General features: G+C 70.3%; 17 protein-coding genes. 7 read left to right on the top strand and 10 right to left on the bottom strand.

Features of this window, described 5'->3' with window-relative positions; translation table 11 throughout:
- Positions 1-418: 418 nt before the first annotated feature.
- The 3 genes from VGC13_RS05640 to mqnB all read right to left on the bottom strand — a co-directional run bounded on the left by VGC13_RS05640 (position 419) and on the right by mqnB (position 4,068).
- Positions 419-1,345, bottom strand: coding sequence for a hypothetical protein (locus VGC13_RS05640; protein WP_331124241.1), 927 nt, complete (start codon positions 1,343-1,345; stop codon positions 419-421).
- A gap of 491 nt (positions 1,346-1,836) precedes the next feature.
- Complete coding sequence (locus VGC13_RS05635) at positions 1,837-2,700, bottom strand: 1,4-dihydroxy-6-naphthoate synthase (protein ID WP_331124240.1); 864 nt, start codon at positions 2,698-2,700, stop codon at positions 1,837-1,839.
- A 624-nt stretch (positions 2,701-3,324) separates the two neighbouring features.
- Positions 3,325-4,068, bottom strand: coding sequence for a futalosine hydrolase (mqnB, locus tag VGC13_RS05630; protein ID WP_331124239.1), 744 nt, complete (start codon positions 4,066-4,068; stop codon positions 3,325-3,327).
- Between the two features lie 114 nt (positions 4,069-4,182).
- On the opposite strand from mqnB, the gene VGC13_RS05625 reads away from it, so the two are divergent.
- The gene (locus tag VGC13_RS05625) at positions 4,183-4,878 is read left to right on the top strand and encodes a hypothetical protein (RefSeq protein WP_331124238.1); all 696 of its coding nucleotides are present in this window, start codon (positions 4,183-4,185) and stop codon (positions 4,876-4,878) included.
- A 668-nt stretch (positions 4,879-5,546) separates the two neighbouring features.
- On the opposite strand, the gene VGC13_RS05620 is transcribed toward VGC13_RS05625, so the two are convergent.
- A complete protein-coding gene (locus VGC13_RS05620) occupies positions 5,547-6,476 on the bottom strand; it encodes a lytic transglycosylase domain-containing protein (protein ID WP_331124237.1) in 930 nt (309 codons plus the stop codon).
- Positions 6,477-6,693: 217 nt separating this feature from the next.
- Here VGC13_RS05620 and VGC13_RS05615 point away from each other — a divergent pair, with 217 nt between their 5' ends.
- The 5 genes from VGC13_RS05615 to VGC13_RS05595 all read left to right on the top strand — a co-directional run bounded on the left by VGC13_RS05615 (position 6,694) and on the right by VGC13_RS05595 (position 12,131).
- The gene (locus VGC13_RS05615) at positions 6,694-7,218 is read left to right on the top strand and encodes a hypothetical protein (RefSeq protein WP_331124236.1); all 525 of its coding nucleotides are present in this window, start codon (positions 6,694-6,696) and stop codon (positions 7,216-7,218) included.
- Between the two features lie 568 nt (positions 7,219-7,786).
- Positions 7,787-8,752 carry a hypothetical protein gene (locus VGC13_RS05610; protein ID WP_331124235.1) on the top strand — a complete coding sequence of 322 codons (966 nt, stop codon included), beginning with the start codon at positions 7,787-7,789 and terminating at the stop codon, positions 8,750-8,752.
- 204 nt (positions 8,753-8,956) lie between these two features.
- Entirely contained in the window at positions 8,957-9,793 is an 837-nt protein-coding gene (locus VGC13_RS05605) for a hypothetical protein (RefSeq protein WP_331124234.1), read from the top strand.
- 854 nt (positions 9,794-10,647) lie between these two features.
- Positions 10,648-11,769: an SPFH domain-containing protein gene (locus VGC13_RS05600; RefSeq protein ID WP_331124233.1), complete on the top strand. Its 1,122-nt coding sequence runs from the start codon at positions 10,648-10,650 to the stop codon at positions 11,767-11,769.
- Between the two features lie 2 nt (positions 11,770-11,771).
- A complete protein-coding gene (locus VGC13_RS05595; protein ID WP_331124232.1) occupies positions 11,772-12,131 on the top strand; it encodes a hypothetical protein in 360 nt (119 codons plus the stop codon).
- Positions 12,132-12,462: 331 nt separating this feature from the next.
- Here the strand turns inward: VGC13_RS05595 and VGC13_RS05590 are convergent, their stop codons facing one another.
- The gene (locus VGC13_RS05590) at positions 12,463-12,735 is read right to left on the bottom strand and encodes a hypothetical protein (RefSeq protein ID WP_331124231.1); all 273 of its coding nucleotides are present in this window, start codon (positions 12,733-12,735) and stop codon (positions 12,463-12,465) included.
- Between the two features lie 84 nt (positions 12,736-12,819).
- On the opposite strand from VGC13_RS05590, the gene VGC13_RS05585 reads away from it, so the two are divergent.
- Positions 12,820-13,266, top strand: a complete 447-nt coding sequence (locus tag VGC13_RS05585; protein ID WP_331124230.1) for a GNAT family N-acetyltransferase — start codon at positions 12,820-12,822, stop codon at positions 13,264-13,266.
- 14 nt (positions 13,267-13,280) lie between these two features.
- Here the strand turns inward: VGC13_RS05585 and VGC13_RS05580 are convergent, their stop codons facing one another.
- The 5 genes from VGC13_RS05580 to VGC13_RS05560 all read right to left on the bottom strand — a co-directional run bounded on the left by VGC13_RS05580 (position 13,281) and on the right by VGC13_RS05560 (position 17,021).
- On the bottom strand, positions 13,281-13,466 hold the full coding sequence (locus VGC13_RS05580) for a hypothetical protein (RefSeq protein ID WP_331124229.1): 186 nt from the start codon (positions 13,464-13,466) through the stop codon (positions 13,281-13,283).
- Positions 13,467-13,731: 265 nt separating this feature from the next.
- Positions 13,732-14,766 (bottom strand): FAD binding domain-containing protein, encoded by a 1,035-nt coding sequence (locus VGC13_RS05575; protein WP_331124228.1) that lies wholly within the window; start codon positions 14,764-14,766, stop codon positions 13,732-13,734.
- Between the two features lie 180 nt (positions 14,767-14,946).
- Positions 14,947-15,171 (bottom strand): type II toxin-antitoxin system HicA family toxin, encoded by a 225-nt coding sequence (locus VGC13_RS05570; RefSeq protein ID WP_331124227.1) that lies wholly within the window; start codon positions 15,169-15,171, stop codon positions 14,947-14,949.
- A complete protein-coding gene (locus VGC13_RS05565; protein ID WP_349264187.1) occupies positions 15,164-15,391 on the bottom strand; it encodes a type II toxin-antitoxin system HicB family antitoxin in 228 nt (75 codons plus the stop codon). The genes VGC13_RS05570 and VGC13_RS05565 overlap by 8 nt, the downstream gene beginning before the upstream one ends.
- A gap of 190 nt (positions 15,392-15,581) precedes the next feature.
- Positions 15,582-17,021, bottom strand: coding sequence for a PAS domain-containing sensor histidine kinase (locus tag VGC13_RS05560; protein ID WP_331124225.1), 1,440 nt, complete (start codon positions 17,019-17,021; stop codon positions 15,582-15,584).
- Positions 17,022-17,135 lie beyond the last annotated feature (114 nt).

Raw genomic sequence — 17,135 nt, 5'->3', positions numbered from 1 at the left:
ACCGCTGAAAGCGTCACTGGCCGCACACCCCATCTGTCATTCCGAGGGAGCGCCGCACGAAACCTTCCGCAACCCCATCCCCGGTGCGCGACCGAGGAATCCGCTTTCCGTTTCCTCGTAGGCTGCCGCGATGCTCCGGACCGGCCCTGTCCGGCGGTTTCGTTGCCGCACGTGTGGCGCGGGCTGCCGCGTCCGGCCTCACGCGGGCCGACAGCAGATTCCCCGGCCCTGCAACCTCGCCCGCATTCGTCCGATGGCAGCGTGGCCGGGCCTCGGAATGACATACCCTGCCTCATTCAGCAGGGTACGCGGAGCCGCTGATCCTGGAAAGGTGGATGCCGCGCATCCGCACGGCCAGAGGGATGGGCCGGAGGCGATGGAGCGTGGGATGAGGGCGCGGCGGATGGGACGGGTTGCGTCAGTCGCCGGGAATGGGCGCGGCGAGCAGCTTGGGGGCGGGAGCCATCAGGGTGCGCGGATTGGCGTAGGCGCGCTCCTGCAGCTCGGGGATGGTGGCGCCGGCCACCAGGAACTTGCCGGAACCTTCCACCAGCCGCCGCCGCAGCAGCTCCGCCTGCTCCGGCGAAAGCTGCCCCTGCTGCGCCCGCTCGCGCACCCGGTCCAGCAGGGGCAGACTTTCCGCCGCCATGCGGTACCGCTGCGCCGCCGGCAGCTCGCGGTAGAACACCACCCGGTCCCACAGCGACAGCACCAGCGCGCGCACGGCGGCGATCACCGGCGCCGCGCCCATCAGCTCGAAGGTCTTGTCGCTCCCCGAGTCGCAGGCGATCACCGACAGGCCGCCCGGCTCCGCGCCCTCCAGCACCGCGCAGACGCCGTACAGCACGTCCAGGCTGTCCAGCAGCGTGGCCAGGCGCGTGGGGGTGGAAAATCGGCGGGGAGATTCGATGACCTGCACCGTCAGCACGTCCACGCCCGATGCGCCGCCCTCGCCGCGGCGGGCGGCGTCCACGCTGGGGATGCCGGCCTGCGCCAGCAGCCCGCTGATGCGCGGCAGGTACTGCGTGCCAAAGCGCACCCGCTCGGCGTACGCGAACGCCTCCTGCGCGCGGTTCTCCGCGGCGATCAGCAGCGACCAGGTGTCGGCGTGCTCCAGCGGCGCAAGGCCCAGCTGCTCGGCCAGCAGGCGCGCGGGGCGGGTGAAGCGGTTGGCCAGCAGGCCGTAGTCGCGCAGGGCAGAGAGCAGCCGCGTCAGCAGCTCGCCGGGCACGGGCTCGCGGCGGTAGCCCAGCCGCGCCACCTCAACCAGCGGGAGCTCCAGCCCGCTCTCGTCCAGCGCGCGGCTCACCTGCTCCACGCCGCTGATCAGGTCCGCCTTGCGCATCGCCTCACGGGGTCAGGGAATCGGGCGGCGCAAGCTACGGCGCGCGGCTCCGGAGCGGCAAGCCGGACCGACCAACAGACAGGCCTCACACAGAGTCAGCAGAGTCAACAGAGTTCGCTCGTGCCGCTGCCTCTGCTGATTTCCGATCGGCTTTCACATCCATCGAGACCTCCGAATCCCTGCGCTCGCGCCCGTATGTCATTTCGAAGGAGGCGCCACACCCTACCATCGGCTCGCCCGAAATCCTGCGCGCCGACTGAGAAATCTACTGTCTGCTGCTGGTGTCCCGCCGCACCGCTCCGGCACTGGCCCTGTCCGCCCGTGTCGTAGCCGCGAAGCAGGCACGGGCTACCGCGTCTGCGCTCCAGCAATCCGACAGTAGATTCCTCGGCCCTGCAACCTCTGGTGTGAAAGCAGGCTACGGCGTGGCCGGGCCTCGGAATGACAGCGCTGGTAGATCTGCCTGGATGCGCAGCGTCGGAAACACGCTCTCACACGGTGGCGGGGTGCAGGAAGGGCGCGGGATGGTCCGCGGGGATGATGCCGGCCCGCGCCGCGCGCTCGAACAGCTCGCGGATAGCGCGCTCGCCCTGGTCCCCCACGTCCACCGAGAACGGATTGACGTACAGGTCGATGTGCTGCCTGGCGACGGCGTCGTCCATCTCCTGCGCGTGGGCACGCACGTACTCGCGCGAGGCGTCCGGGTGCTCAAAGGCGTGCTCCACCGAGCGGCGGATGGCGTCGTCCACGGCGCGGATGGTCTCTTCGCCCAGCGCGCGGCGGGCCATGATGCCGCCCAGCGGAATGGGCAGCCCCGTCGTCTGCTCCCACCACTCGCCCAGATCCACCACGCGGGTGAGCCCGTGCTGGGGATAGGTGAAGCGCGATTCGTGGATGATGAGCCCCGCGTCCACCTCGCCGCGCGCCACGGCGGGCATGATGTCGCTGTACACCAGCTCGATCCCCGGCGCGGCGTCCGGCGCGTACAGGCGCAGCAGCAGGTTGGCCGTGGTGTTGCGCCCGGGGATGGCGATGCGCTTTCCCGCCAGCGCTTCGCGCGAGAACGGCTCGCGCGCCACGATCAGCGGCCCGCACCCGCGCCCCAGGGCGCCGCCGCTACGCAGCAGCACGTAGTCCGCCAGCAGCCCCGGCGCGGCGCCGTACGAAATCTTGGTGACGTCCAGCTCCGCGCGCGCCGCCAGCCGGTTCAGCGTCTCCACGTCCTCCAGCCTCTCCGTGAAGCGCAGCCCCTCCGCGTGCTCGATGCCGTGCACCAGCGCGTGAAAGATGAACGTGTCGTTGGGGCACGGTGAATAGCCGAGCGTCAGCTCCGTCGTATCGTCAGACCGATGCATGTCGATGTGTTTCCTCTGCTTGCGGGGCGGAAGGGCGGGCGCCCCCTCCGGCTCGCTTAGGCTCGCCACCTCCCCCAAAACTGCTGGGGGAGGTTGGGGTTGCCGCCGGGCTCGTGGCTCGACGACGGATATGGAACTGGCGCCCGACAGGCCCCCTTTCCCCCGGCCCCTCTCCCCCGCCGCGCGGGAGAAAGGGGAGAATTCGATCCTGCTCCGGACGAATCGATCTGCGTCCGCGGGCGCCCCCTCCGGCTCGCTTAGGCTCGCCACCTCCCCCAAAACTGCTGGGGGAGGTTGGGTGCCGGGCTCGTGGCTCGACGACGGGCATCGAACTGGCGCCCGACAGGCCCCCTCTCCCCCGGCCCCTCTCCCCCGCTGCGCGGGAGAAAGGGGAGAATTCGATCCCACTCCGGCAGGCTTTGTCGGCCGTTTCACCAGCCCACCACGTGGCAGGCACTCGCCCCTGCCTCCCAGTCGCCAGTCCGCGAAGGCGGCCTTCGTGTGGTTGTTGCAGCGAATTCATTCGCCATTGCCGCAGGAGGCTCGCGATCCGCCTGATACACCACAACGCGCGCGCCGACCGGAAATCTGCCGCCCGTCTGGCCTGGCCCCGGTCGATGCGCCTCAATCCCAGGCCCGCGCGACGATCCGCACGGCGTCCTGCGCGGTTTCGGCGGCGTCGCGGATGCGCCAGCGGGTCATGTCGCGGTCCTCGACCAGGTTGCTGACGGCGCGAAGCTCCAGCAGCGGCACCTGGTAGATGGCGGCCACGTGGGCCAGCGCGGCGCCTTCCATCCCCTCGCACAGGGCGCCGCGGACGCGCTCCGCCATTGCCTGGCCCAGCGTGGTGGTGCCGGAGCAGCAGGAGACGGTGACGAACGGGCCGGTCCGCACGTCCACGCCCGCACCCGCCAGTGCGGCGCGGGCCTGCTCCACCCGCGCCGCATCCAGCGCGAACGTATTGAAGACCGGCGCCTCGCCGTCGCGCCAGAGCGGGATGCCGATTCCCTCCGTGTCCATCCAGCCGGACGGCGTCTGCACGCCCTCGTCGCCGTAGATGGCGGCGGTGGCGAGGGCCACGGAGCCGAGGGACAGGCCGGAGCCGGGATACGCCCCCGCGATGCCGAAGCCGATCACGCCGCGCACCGGCTGCGTCTCCAGCAGGGCGGTGAGCGCGTGGGCGGCGTTGGTCTTGCCCATTCCGCCGGCCAGCAGCACCACCGCCGCGCCGTCCAGCCGCCCCGTCCACGCCGGCTTGCGGCCGATCCGCACCTCGCGCACGTCCGCCAGCGCCGCCCGCAGCCGCTCGCATTCGAACGGCACCGAGCAGACCAGGGCCAGCGGGGCGTCGGGGCGGTCGATGGGCATCGGCACGAGGGCACGGGGTTGCGCGCGGCGCGGGACGGGGCGGAATTTACGTGCGGTGCCGGTCCCGGGAAACCGGCCGCGCGCCCGGACTTCTCCCGTCCACCGATTTTGCCGATGCGTCGCACCGCCATCCTGACTTTCTCCCTGCTGCTGGCCGCGTGCGGCGGCCCCCGGCGTCCCGCGCCCATCGCGCCGCCGCTGCCGCCGCCCGTCCTTTCCGCCGAGCCGCTGCCGCCCCCGCCGCCGCAGATCGCCGTGGGGGGAAGCGTGTGGACACGCGACGCCGGCATGCAGCTGCGGACGGACCAGGGTGGCGTGCCGCTGCCCTACCTGTTCATGCGGATGGAGGTGCTGCAGCTGGACACCACCGACATCCTGGTGCGCTGCGTACACTGCCCGGGCACGCCGCAGGGGTGGGTGGCGCGCACGGGCGTGGTGCACGTCGTCCGCCCGCCGCAGGAGGCGCGCCGGCTGGACCTGGCAGAGTTCGTCCTGGCGGTGCGCGACGCGGCCGCGCGGCAGGACGTGCAGACGCTGCGGCGGGCGATGTCCGGTGACTTCGTGCACTCGCTGGGCCCGCTGGAGATGGGGTTGCTGGAGACGTTCGCCGCCTGGGAGCGCGAGCAGTACCGCACGCTGGACCGCCTGCCGTTCATCCTGGACCGCGGCGTGGCCACGGTCCCCGGCACCCCCGTCTGGGCCGCGCCGCCGGAATGGGCCGCCTCGCTGCAGTACCGCGACCTGCGCGCCGGCTTTCGCCGCGGCACGGACGGGTGGGAGTGGATTTTCCTGGTGCGGGATGGGGTGTAGGACGAAGTGCGTGAGTGCGGGAGTGCGAGAGTGCGAGAGTGGCGGGCCCTCACCCGGCGACCCTGAGAGGGTGTTTGCTAAACCTCAAATCCATAACGAAGCGGTGACTTCCTGAGGGAGCGCATCACGTGTAACCAGAAGTCACACAACAGATTGCGCGCGACCGAAGGACCTCGTCTCAGCGGCGCAGGGGCCAGATCAAGGCACGAACCAGCCCCTTCGTTCTGCTGGCGAGGTCCTTTGGTCGGCGCCAAGGTGCAGTGTACAAGCGAGTTACAGCGCGGCGCCTCCCTCAGGAAGTCAATCACGCTGGGAGGTTTGGCAACACCCTCTGAGCCTGAGAGCGCGCTACCCTCTCCCGGAAACGGCGCGGGAGAGGGGACAAGGGCACGGGTTTCTTGCGTGAGGGATGCGCGCCCGCAGGGCCGAGAACACGGCGCGCATGCACGAGCACGGCGGGAACGTGGAGATGATGGTGAGCGCCGGGGGCTCGGCGCCGTTGGCAACAGTCGTATCGTTGCCTACGGCGCGCGCAGCCCGGCCCGGAGCGCAGCGGAGGGACACGCCCAACACGCGGTTCGTCTTTTCTTCCGACGATGTACACAACGAAGCCGGCCCTCCCGGAGAACTCTCCAGGAGGGCCGGCTCGTCCGCTTACGCGGTGACCGTCAGTGCCCCCCCGGCCTGGCGTTGGGGGTGGCGTCGCGCAGGACCATGTCGGGGTACCCGTTGTCGGGGTCGCCGCCGCGCTTCAGCACCCGGTCCACCGTGCCCGGCCCGCGGTTGTACGCCAGCAGCGCCAGCTCGGTGTCGCCGTCGTACTTCTGCATCAGGTCGTTCAGGTACTTGAACCCGATGCGAAGGTTGGTCTTGGCGTCGCGCAGGTCGCGCACCGTGACGTCCTTCTGAATCCAGCGCGCCGTCGCCGGCATCAGCTGCGTGAGGCCGATGGCGCCCACGTGGCTGGTCGCGCTGGTCTTGAACGCGCTCTCGGTGCGCACCAGCCCGAACGCCACGTCCGGGTCGATGTCCTCTTCCAGCGCGATCTGGTAGATGTTCTCCGCCAGGTCGCGGGGAATGGTGTACTCCTTGTAGCGCTCGATGTTGCGCTTGATCACGGCCTCCTTCTGGGAGTCGTTCTCCTGCGCCACCGCCATGTTGGCGTCGCGCCACGCCTGCCCCACCGCGTTCTCGGTGATCTGCCCCGCGTTCAGCGGGTTGATCTCGGGAAGCACGCTGATCTGGCGCTCGTGCGCCGGGTCGTTGCGCATCTGGTTGCCGCGCGCAATCGCCAGCGGCGTCGCGGCGCCCACCACCGCAAGGCCCATCACGCCGTGGCGCACGGGGCTGCGGCGCATGCGGTCCATGGCGCTGGGCTTGCGCTTGTTCAGGCGCACGCCGCCGTCCACGCGGCGGTCGCTCTCGCGGCCGTGGATTTCGCGGTCCCCCGCGCCGTCGAAGGCGCGGCGGTAGCGCGCGGGCGGCTCGGCCCCCTCGGCGGCCGCGGGAAAGCGCCGCCGGGTGCGTCCCACCGGATGTTGCGGCGCATCGCTGATGCGCTCCCAGGGGGGCGGCAGACGTTTCCTGAAGCTCGGCATGGCGGCGTTCCTCCTGCTGGTTCCCGCACAGACGGCGCTTTTTTCCGCGCCCGTTGAGGCTTGAGAGTGGGTGCAAGTCCAATGCCATCAGGCACATATGTTTGGGTAATCCGGTGCGCTTGCCCGGCGGGTGGAACCTTCTGCATCCTTACGGCATAGCAAATCCGCAGTGCCGCGCCCCCCGGCCCGCTCCACCGGCCCCGCAGCGAGAAGGACCATGAGATCTCCCGGCCGCTTTCTGCTCTTCGTTCTGCTGGTCATCATCGGCGTAAAGCTGTCGGAGCAGGCGTACGCGCTGGTGGCGTTTCGCGACGAGCGCGCGCAGGCCCGCGACCTTCGCGCGCGGCTGGGCCAGACCGGCGTGGACCTGGTGTTCGCCCGCACCCGCGAAGACAGCCTGCGCACCGCCATCAAGGCCCAGGACGTGGAGCTTGAGCGCGACCTGCAGATCGTGCGGCGCTTTCACCGCGAGGCGCGGCAGGGGATGACGCCGAGGCGGCACGCCGAGTACAGCGCGCAGCTGGCCCGCTACAACGCCCAGGTGGTGGCCCGCAACGAGGTGCTGCGCCGCTTCGAGGCCCTGCACCACCGCCACCAGGCCGCCGCCACCCGCTACAACCTGCTGGCCGACAGCCTGCACGCCCTGGCCGTGAAGATGGGCCAGCCGTACTACCAGGTGCCGACGGCGCTCGAGGCGGCGGAGGAGCACCGGCAGCGCGAGGCGGCGGCGGATGGGCCGTGAGGGTGAACGGGTGAACGGGTGAAGGGGTGAAGGGGTGAAGGGGTGAACGGGTGAATGGGGGATGATTCGCGAGGGCGGATCGTCCCTTCTGTCGTTCTGGCGGTCGATGTTCCGTCCGGCGGAGTCGCGCGCCGCCGCCCCAGGCGAATGAATTCGCGGCTGGAGAACGCGATGTCCGCCTTCGCGGACGAATCCGCGGTGCAGTTGAAGTTGAAGCCCCGTCCGGCGAGCGCAAGCGAGCCGGACGGGGCTTGTCGCTTTCCCAGCAGCGGGTTTACCCGCTCATCCCGCGCGTGGCGCCCGGGGCCTGCCGGTGCGTGCCGGCGGCCCCAGGCGAATGAATTCGCGGCTGGGAAAACGCGATGTCCGCCTTCGCGGACGGGTACGTCGTGCTCTTCCAGGCCGGTGAAGCCCCGCGCAGTTTGCGGGGCTTTCCGCAGTCGTTGCGGCGAGTTTACTCGCTCCGTGACGTGCTTCCGGAGCCGTTGGGAACGCTCCTTGAATCGCCTGCGCGGTGATGCCAGCGAAAACGGCGAAGAAGACGACGACCGAACGTCCGTGGAGGCGGGTGGGGACGCCCGAAACGGGGTTCGAGTACCTGCGCGGCGACGGCAAGCCGCTGCGCAGCGCACCCGCGCTCGCCCGCATCAAGAAGCTGGCGGTTCCGCCCGCGTGGACGGAGGTGCGCATAAGCCCCGACCCCGCGGCCAAGGTGCAGGCGTACGGAATCGACGCGGCGGGGCGCAAGCAGTACCGCTACCACCCTGACTACGTGGCCAGGGGCGCGCGGAAGAAGTACCGCAAGCTGCTGGAGTACGCCCGCGCCATCCCCCGCCTTCGCGAAGCCACCGAACAGCACCTGGGCCAGCCCGGCGTAGGGCGCGAGCGCGTGCTGGCCACGGTGGTGCGGCTCATCATGCGCGGCTTCTTCCGCATCGGAAGCGAGCAGTACGCGGTCAGCAACAAGACGTTCGGCATCGCCACGCTGCAGAAGAAGCACCTGAAGATCGAGGGCGACAACCTGGTCTTTCGCTACGTCGGCAAGAAGTCCATCCACCAGCGCTCCGTGGTGGCCGACACGCCGCTGGTCGAGGTGCTGCGCGAGATCCTGAAGCTTCCCGGCAAGCGCCTGTTCCAGTTCGTGGGCGAGGACGGCAAGGTGCACCCGGTGACGGCCGCGGACGTCAACGGCTACATCAAGCAGATCGTGGGGCAGCGCTACACCAGCAAGGACATCCGCACCTGGGGCGGCACGGTGCGCATGGCCACCATCCTTTCGGACCTGGGGCCGCCAAAGAGCGAGCGCGACGCCGCCAAGAACCTGGTCCTGGCGTGCAAGCTGGTCTCCACCGAGCTGGGCAACACGCCGTCCGTCTGCCGCAGCGCGTACGTGCATCCCTCGGTGATGGAGCGGTACGTGGAGGGCAAGACCATCGAGCCGCTGATGCGCGACACCCCCCGCGACGACGAGCGCCCCGGCCGCTACTATCCCGAGGAAGCCGCCCTGATGCGCTTTTTGGAGAAGTGGGGCTGATCCGGATCGCTCCAATCGACTTCCGTCTGGCAGATTCTGGCCCTTCCCCGCGTTCCTGCTCCAACCTCCCGGCCCCGGCCGGCATCGGACCTCCACCGAGTCGCGGTCCTCTCCCTTACCTTCCGCTCACCATGCTGAACAGGCTCGCCCCTTCCCTGGCTGGCCGCGGCGCTGCTCGCGTCCATCTCCGCGGCGCATGCGCAGGTGTCCACGCCGCATGCGGATTTCACCCGGAGTTCGCTGCGCGCCGCCGACTCCGCCGCCTCCGCCTCCGTACAGGCGGCGGGGCTGGTGGATGGACTCGCGCCTTATCTGGCCGATTCCGTGGACGTGGTGATTCCCGGCTCAAGGCTCCTGCGCGGACGGGATCTGGCACGCCACGCGCTGGCGGGCGCCGCGTGGGCCGGGGCGCGCATGGCCTGGATGCCCATCCGCGTGGACCTGTCGTCCAACGGGCGCAGCGGGTACACGTACGGGGGCGGGACGATGACGCTGGCGGACGGCACCTCCACGCCGGCGCGGTACATCGCCTTCTGGCGCGTGCGGGACGAGCAGTGGAAGATCGACGCCTTCCACTTCAACACCAGTCCGCAGCCCGTCACGCCGCCTCCCGCGGGCTTCTTTCCCCCGGATGCGCCGCTGGGCCCCGCGACGGGCGTGGACGTGGCCGCGGCGCTGGAGGCCATCATGCAGGCGGACCGCGACTTTGCGGCGCTGGCGGCGGCGCGCGATCCCGGCGTGGCGTTCGCCACATGGGCCGCGCCCGACGGCAGCCTGCTGGGCGGCGCCTACGGCCCCGAGGCCATCGGCGCCGTGTTTGCCGGCGGCGGCACGCTGGAGTGGGGCCCCGTCGCCGGCGGAATGGCCGACAGCGGCGACCTGGGATACACGGTGGGCACGGCGGTGCAGCGCGGGGCCAACGGGGGCGTAGGCTACTCCAAGTACCTGACCATCTGGCGCCGCCAGCCCAACGGCGAATGGCGGTGGGTGGTGGATGGCGGCAATCCGCGCCCCGCCGACGCGCCCACGCCGGCTCGGTAATAAATCGAGGACACCCCTCGGGCAGGATCGGAGAGATTCGAAAAGCATCGCGCTGGCGTCCGCCGGTGCCCCCCACCCCGGCCCTCCCCCGCAAACCGCGCGGGGGAGGGTGACGCACTCGACAAGATATCCGGAGCGCGATCGAATTCTCCTCTCCCATGGGGTTTATGGGGGAGAGGCCGGAGAGGGGCCCCCCGTCGGACGCAGTCCAGTCTCCGTCGTCGAGCCCCGACCCGTCGGCCACTCCAACTCCCCCAGCAGTTTTGGGGAGGTGGCGAGCCTAAGGGCTTGTAAGAAAGTAACTGAGTCGTTTAGGCTTAGTGAACAGAGTGAATCCGCCACGATCAGGCGGACAGGCGCTCCACTTATTCTTTTACGAGCCCTAAGCGAGCCGGAGGGGGCGCCCGCCCCTCGCACCGAACCTGGTCGCAGTGCGATCGAATTCTCCCCTCTCCGTGAGGAACGAACGAGGAGGGGCCGGGGAGGGGCTCCCCGTCGGGCGCAGTCCAGTCTCCGTCGTCGAGCCCTCGACCCGTCCGTCACCCCAACCTCCCCCAGCAGTTTTGGGGGAGGTGGCGAGCCTAAGCGAGCCGGAGGGGGCGCCCGCCCCTCGCACCGAACCTGGTCGCAGTGCGATCGAATTCTCCCCTCTCCGTGAGGAACGAACGGGGAGGGGCCGGGGGAGGGGCACCCCCGCGGGCGCAGTCCAGTGCTTGTCGCCGAGCCCTGATCGGCCGAAACACATCCCGCGGAATCCACGTACGAGCGCGCCGCGGGTTGCGTGGGGAACGCCCACGCATGAAGTTGCAGCCACCCGCATCACCCGACCTGCCCGGCAAACACGGAGCACGCGAATGGCCCTCTGGGACTTCATCAAGACCGAGCTGATCGACATCATCGAGTGGCTGGACGCCACCGGCGATACGATGGTGTACCGCTTCGAGCGGCACGAGAACGAGATCAAGAACGGTGCGCAGCTCATCGTGCGGCCGGGGCAGGCCGCCGTGTTCGTGGACCAGGGCCGGATCGCCGACGTATTCGGCCCCGGCCGCTACGAGCTCCGGACCGAGAACCTGCCCGTCCTGAGCACTCTGCGCGGGTGGAAGTACGGCTTCGACAGCCCGTTCAAGGCCGAGGTCTACTTCGTGAGCACAAAGGTGTTCACCGACCTCAAGTGGGGCACCAAGAACCCTATCATGCTGCGCGACCCCGAGTTCGGGCCGGTGCGGCTGCGGGCGTTCGGCACGTACGCCATCAAGGTGGGCGAGCCGGGCAAGTTCATCGCCCAGATCGTGGGCACCAACGGGGTGTTCACCACCGACGGCATCAGCGACCAGATCCGCAACTTCATCGTCAGCCGCTTTACCGAGGCGCTGGGCGAAGGCAAGATCCCGGCGCTGGACCTGGCCGCCAACTTCAGCGAGCTGGGCGCGGCGGTCAAAACCGTCATCGGGCCGGAGGTGGGCGCGTACGGGCTCGAGGTGGCCAGCTTCCTGGTCGAGAACATCTCCCTGCCGGAAGAGGTCGAAAAGGCGCTCGACAAGCGCACCAGCATGGGGGTGATCGGCAACCTGAACGCGTACACGCAGTTCCAGGCCGCCAACGCGCTCGAGGCCGCGGCCGACAACCCGGGCGGCGCCGCCGCCAGCGGGATGGGGCTGGGGATGGGCTTCGGGATGGCGCAGCAGATGGCGAACGCGTTCGGGCAGAACGCGGCGGCCGGCGCGGCGCCGGCGGGCGGTCCGCCGCCGCTGCCGGGCGCGGCGGCGCAGTTCTACGTGGCGCTGGGCGGGGCGCAGGCGGGGCCGTTCGGCATGGACGCGCTGCGCGGGCACGCGTCGGGCGGGCAGCTTACGCGCGAGACGCTGGTGTGGAGGCAGGGGATGGCCGCCTGGACGCCCGCGGGCGAAGTGGCCGACCTGCAGCCGCTGTTCGCCGCCGCCCCGCCGCCCCTGCCGCCCCTGCCGCCCTCGTGAAGATGTCGGCCAAGAACCAGCGGCTGCTGTGGGCGGTGCTGCTGGGCGTCCTGTTCTTTCTGGGCGACTCGGTGCTGCCGGACCTGATTGGCCGCGGGTGGACGCTGATCGTGTTCGCGGCGGTTCCGTTCGTGGCCGGCCTGCCCTTCGTGGGGCGGGCCGGCCGCACGCCGTCGCTGCGGTGGGGCATCGTGGCGGCGGTGATCTGGTACGCCATCCTGTTCTGGGACGTGTCGCGGGTGCCCAACCCGCCGCTTCCCGCGCTCATCCCCCTCACCGCCATCGCCCTGGCGACGTGGGCGTCCATCAGCATGCAGGCCCACGCCGCCTGGAAGCGCGGCGCGTCGGGACCATCGGTGTGATCCGGTTCGAAGAAGCGGTAGTGCGTCATGGGAGGACGGTGCGAATCCTCACCCGATTGACTTCCTGAGGGAGGCGCCGCTCCGTCCTCTGCCCGTACGATGCACCCTGGCGCCGACCGAAGGACCTCGCTGGCAGAACTGAGGGGCTGGATCTCGCCGAGGAGCCGGCCCCTTGCAGGCCGAGAGCAGGTCCTTCGGTCGCGCGCAGGCGGTGGCGTGACTTCCGGTTGCACGTGGTGCGCTCCCTCAGGAAGTCAGGGCTCCTTTGCGAAGGCGTGACGGAAACGGTTCGGGCCGGGATCGCTCCCGGCCCGAATCGTCCGTTCCGGCGTCAGAGGCGCGGAAACTTCTCCTTGTCCAGCGTCTCCGCGTCCCGGCTGCCGGGGCGCGCCTCCTGCGACTGCTCCTGCGCCAGCTGGTCGGGCTTGCCCTCGCGCTTCAGGTCCAGCCGCTCCTGGTGCGACATGTTTCCCTTGGCCTCGGTGCGCTGCTGGCTGCCGCCGGTGCTGGCGCCGATCTCGCTGGCGCTCTTCCCCTCTTCGCGAGCGTCGCGGGCCGCCTGCCGCTTCTGCTCCTCGTTGCCTTCCATCTTCTTGCCGCTCATCGTCCTCCTCCAGATGGCTGAAGCCGTTGTCGTGGGCGATGATACGTGGGCAAGCATCGTACCCCCGCACCTCCTCTGCCGTCGATGAGCGATACGCCACCGTCCGTCCTCGTCCGCCCGCCGGCCGACACCGACGCCCCGTCCATCGCCCGGCTGATGGACGAGCTGGGCTACGCCGCCACGCCCGAGCAGACGCGCGCGCGCCTGGCCCGCGTGGCGGGGGACGAGGCCTACGCCGCCTGCGTGGCCGAGGTGGAGGGCGAGGTGGCGGGGTTCCTGGGGCTGCAGCGCGGGTGGGCGTACGAGCACGACCGGCCGTTCGCGCGCATCATCACGCTGGTGGTGGATGCGCGGGTGCGGCGCCGGGGGGTGGGCGCGCGGCTGGTGGAGTTCGCGAAAGGGTGGGCGCGGGAGCGCGGCGCGTACGTGCTGATGCTGAACACCAACGTGCGCCGCGAAGAGGCCCACCGCTTCTACGAATCGATGGGCTTCAGCCGGACGGGGTACCGCTACGCGCGGGCGCTGGACTGACGCCCGCGCACGGGTCAGGGAGCCCAGGCCAGGAACGCCAGCCCGCCCGAGACGAAGAGGATGAGGCCCAGTACGCGCACGCTTGCGGCGCCGGCCTGGGGGTCTTCCGCCTGGCGCCAGACGGCGCGGCTGATGTGCTCGTCCGCCAGGATGCAGGCCAGACCGAGGGCGACGGCGAGAAGACCGAAAAGGGCGGCCATGGTACTGCTCCGGTGAGAATGACCCGCGGGGAAGGAAGGCCCTGCATCCGCCAGCGGGAGCAGCGGACGCGTGTAATATGCGGCCCGCTTACCGGGAAGCAAGAGTTTCCGTCCGTCCGGTTCCGGCAGCTTTTTCGAATAGCCCGGTAATGCCGGATCAGGCAAAAAGATCGGCCTCACGCAGAGGCGTAGAGGCGCAGAGGCGCAGAGAGAAAACTCACCGCGCCTCTGCGTCTCCGTGTGAGGCCGTTGTCGTGGATGCCGATCAGGCGGCCAGGGGGCGGGCGGGCGTCATCTCATGCAGGGCGCGGCGCACGTAGACGGGCACCATGGCGCGGCGCCACTCCGGGTCCACGATCAGGTTCTCCAGCGGGTGGCACTGCTTGAACGCCTGCTGCGCCACCGCCTCCGCCGCCTCGTCCAGCCGGTGCCCCACGGCGACCTTGTCCAGCCCCGTCACCACGCGTGGCCGCGACCCCAGCGCGGAGACGACGAGCGAGATGCGCCGCACCGTGTGGTCCGGCGCCAGCTCCGCCGCGGCGGCGATGGAAAGCAGGGGAAAGTCGATGGAGTTGCGCTGGCGCACCTTGACGTACGCGGTGCGCACGGCGGGATTGGGAAGGGGGATGCGGACGCGCGCCACCAGCTCGTCGCGGCCGCGGATGGTGTTCCACTTGCCGTCCGCCACGAAGAACTCGTCCACGCCCACCGTGCGCGTTCCCTCTACCGACACCAGGTCCATGGAGGCGCCCAGCGTGATCAGCGCGGGCACCGTGTCGGCCGAGTGGGCGGCCACGCACTTCTTGCCCGTGCGGGTGACGTGGCAGACGTCGCCGTCCTTCTTGAGGCAGAAGCCCAGCGCCTGCCGCCAGAACAGGCTCTGGTTGTAGTAGGTGCAGCGCGTGTCCAGGCACAGGTTGCCGCCGATGGTGCCCTGGTTGCGGATCTGCGGCCCCGCCACCTTCCCCGCCGCCTCGGCCAGCGAAGGCATGGTCCGCCGCACCACCGGGTCGCGCGACACCTGCGTAAGCGTGGTGCACGCGCCGATCACCACCTGCGCCGCCGCGGGCGAGCCGTCCTCGACCGGGTTGCCCTCCGCGTCCGCCAGCCAGACGCCGTGCAGCTCGCGCACGCCCTTGAGCGCGACGAGGTGGCGCGGCGTGAACAGGCGGTGCTTCATGTTCGGCATCAGGTCCGTCCCGCCCGCGATGGGCATGGCGTCCGGGTGCTCGCGCAAAAAGGCGACGGCCTCGTTCAGCGTGCCGGGGCGGTGGTACGCGTACTCGTGAAGGCGGAGCATTCAACCAGCCTGCGGGTGAGTAAACAGGATCAGGTGCCCAGGGTCAAGGACCTGGTACCTGGTGCCCAGGATCAAGTGCTCGGCCGGTACTCGGCAAGCGACGTTCGGCGAACCGCACAAGATACGAAGCCGCCCCGCGTGTATCCAGAGCGGGGCGTCGAAAGCGCGACCGAGGGTGGATCAGGATTCTTCGAACAGCACCCGCGGAAGACTGGATTGGCGGATGATCGCGGCGAGGGTGCCGGTGCGCAGTTCCCGGTGCAGTGGTACCGGGACACTCAAGGTGCTCTCCATCTCGCGCTTCTGCATCACCACGTGGCTGCCACGCTGACGGACCGCCTGAAACCCGTGGGCCGCAAGGATGGCACAAACATCCGCCCCGCTGAGGACGCGAAGCTTACCCAACCGCGACCTCGATCCGCGTCACGTAAACTTCCCCCGAGAGGCGCGCGTCGATCTCGCTTTCGTCAGCGGCCTCAAAGAAGAGCTCCAGCGCCTCGACCAGATTGCTCCGGGCCTCTTCGATGGTGTCGCCCTGACTGGCAACGTCGAGCTCTGGGCAGAGGCTGACGTAGCCATCCCCCTCGCGCTCGATTACCGCGGTTAGCTGCACTCGCCGCTTCATAAGCCTTCTGAGCAGAAGGAAACCGGGACGAATTCATTCCAACAAGAATAATCCCACTGATCATTCCGGGAAACCGCGGTCCACGGGATGAGAGATCGCGGCGGTGCGACAGGGCGCTGGCCGCCGGGTCCGCGCAGGCGGACTTTGCGATGTTCCAGCGGCGAATTCATTCCCTTGCCGCCCTTGCCCCCTACATCGGCAGCCGCAGCACGAACTCGGCGCCGGTGCCGGGGGCGGGGCGCACCACGATGTCGCCGTCCAGCCGCCGCGCCAGCTGTCGGGCGATCGTCAGCCCCAGCCCGGTGCCGCGGTTCAGCGAATCGGACCGCGCCTCCTCGCCCAGCTGCTCGAAGGGGTGAAAGATGCGCTCGCGCTCGTCCTCGGGCACGCCGGGGCCGGAGTCGCGCACGGCGAGCTCCATCCATCCATCCCCCCGCGCCACCTCCGCCCGGACGCTGACCGTGCCCCGCGCGGTGAACTTGATAGCGTTGCCCACCAGCGACGTCACGATCTGCCGCAGCCGCTCCGGGTCCGTCTGCACCGGCGGCAGCGTGCCGGGCGTCTCCATCACGAAGTCCAGCCGCTTGGCCTCGGCCTGCTGCCGCAGGTGCTGCAGCACGCCGGGAAGGAACTCGGCCAGCGCCACGGGCGAGCGAAATACGGGAAGCCGGTCGATCTCCACCGTGGTCAGCAGCAGCACGTCGTCCACCAGCCGCGCCAGGTGCTCGGCGCACACGCTGGCGCGCTCGCTGGCCCGCGCGGCGGTGGCGGGGACCTCGCCGTACGTCTGCGTGGCCAGCAGGTGCGTGTAGCCCACGATGGCGTTCAGCGGGGTGCGCAGCTCGTGGCTCACGGCGGCAAAGAAGCGGCTCTTGGCGCGGCTGGCCTCCTCGGCCTCGGCCGCCAGGCGCGCCAGCTCCACCTCCTTGGCCAGCCGGTCCGTCACGTCCTCGAACAGCAGCGACACGCCGCCGTCCGGCAGCGGGTGGATGGCGACGTCGAAGCAGTGGTCGCGAAACACCGCGCCCTGCGGATACAGCGCCTGCAGCGCGCGGGGCTCGCGGTCGTGCATGGTGGCGCGGATGGCCTCGCCCAGGTACGCGGGCTCGGCGGGAAGGATGTCCCACAGGCCGGTGCCCACCGCGCGGTCGCGGCGCAGCAGCACCAGCACCTCCGCCGCGCGGTTCACGTACACGATGCGCCACTCGCGGTCCACCGCGATGAACCCGTCGCGGATGGACTCCAGCAGCTGCTCGTACTGGTCGGCCAGCCGCTGCTCGCCCGTGCTGTCGCGAAAGTGCAGCGCGACGCCGCCGTCCTCCATCGGAGACGCGTGCACGGCCAGGTGGCGCGCGAACAGCTCGCGGTCGCTCAGCACCGTAAGCTCCAGCACCACGCCCTGCTCGGCGACGCGCGCCAGCCGCTCGCGCAGGCGCGGGTCGGCGGCGCCGGGGACCACGTCCCACAGGCCGCGCCCCAGCGCCTCCGCCCGCGCTACGCCAAACAGGCGCTCCGCGGCGGCGTTCCAGTAGGTGATGCGGTAGCCGGCGTCCGCGATGCAGAACCCGTCGGCGAGCGCCTCCAGGGCCGCATGGCGGGGCAGCTCCACCATTGCAGACACGACGGACACAAGCTGGCTCCAGAGAATCGCCCGAACGCCGGGCGGGAAAGGGGCCGGGGCGCCGCACGGTGCGTGCCGCGTTCGTTCCCTCCGTCAGACCCGCCGCGGCGAGCCGGGTTCCGT

Origin of the sequence: Longimicrobium sp., assembly GCF_036399255.1 — a bacterium.
In the GTDB taxonomy this organism is placed as follows: Bacteria; Gemmatimonadota; Gemmatimonadetes; order Longimicrobiales; family Longimicrobiaceae; genus Longimicrobium.
Note: the sequence above shows the minus strand (reverse complement) of the source record. Positions and strands in the feature narration are given on the sequence as shown.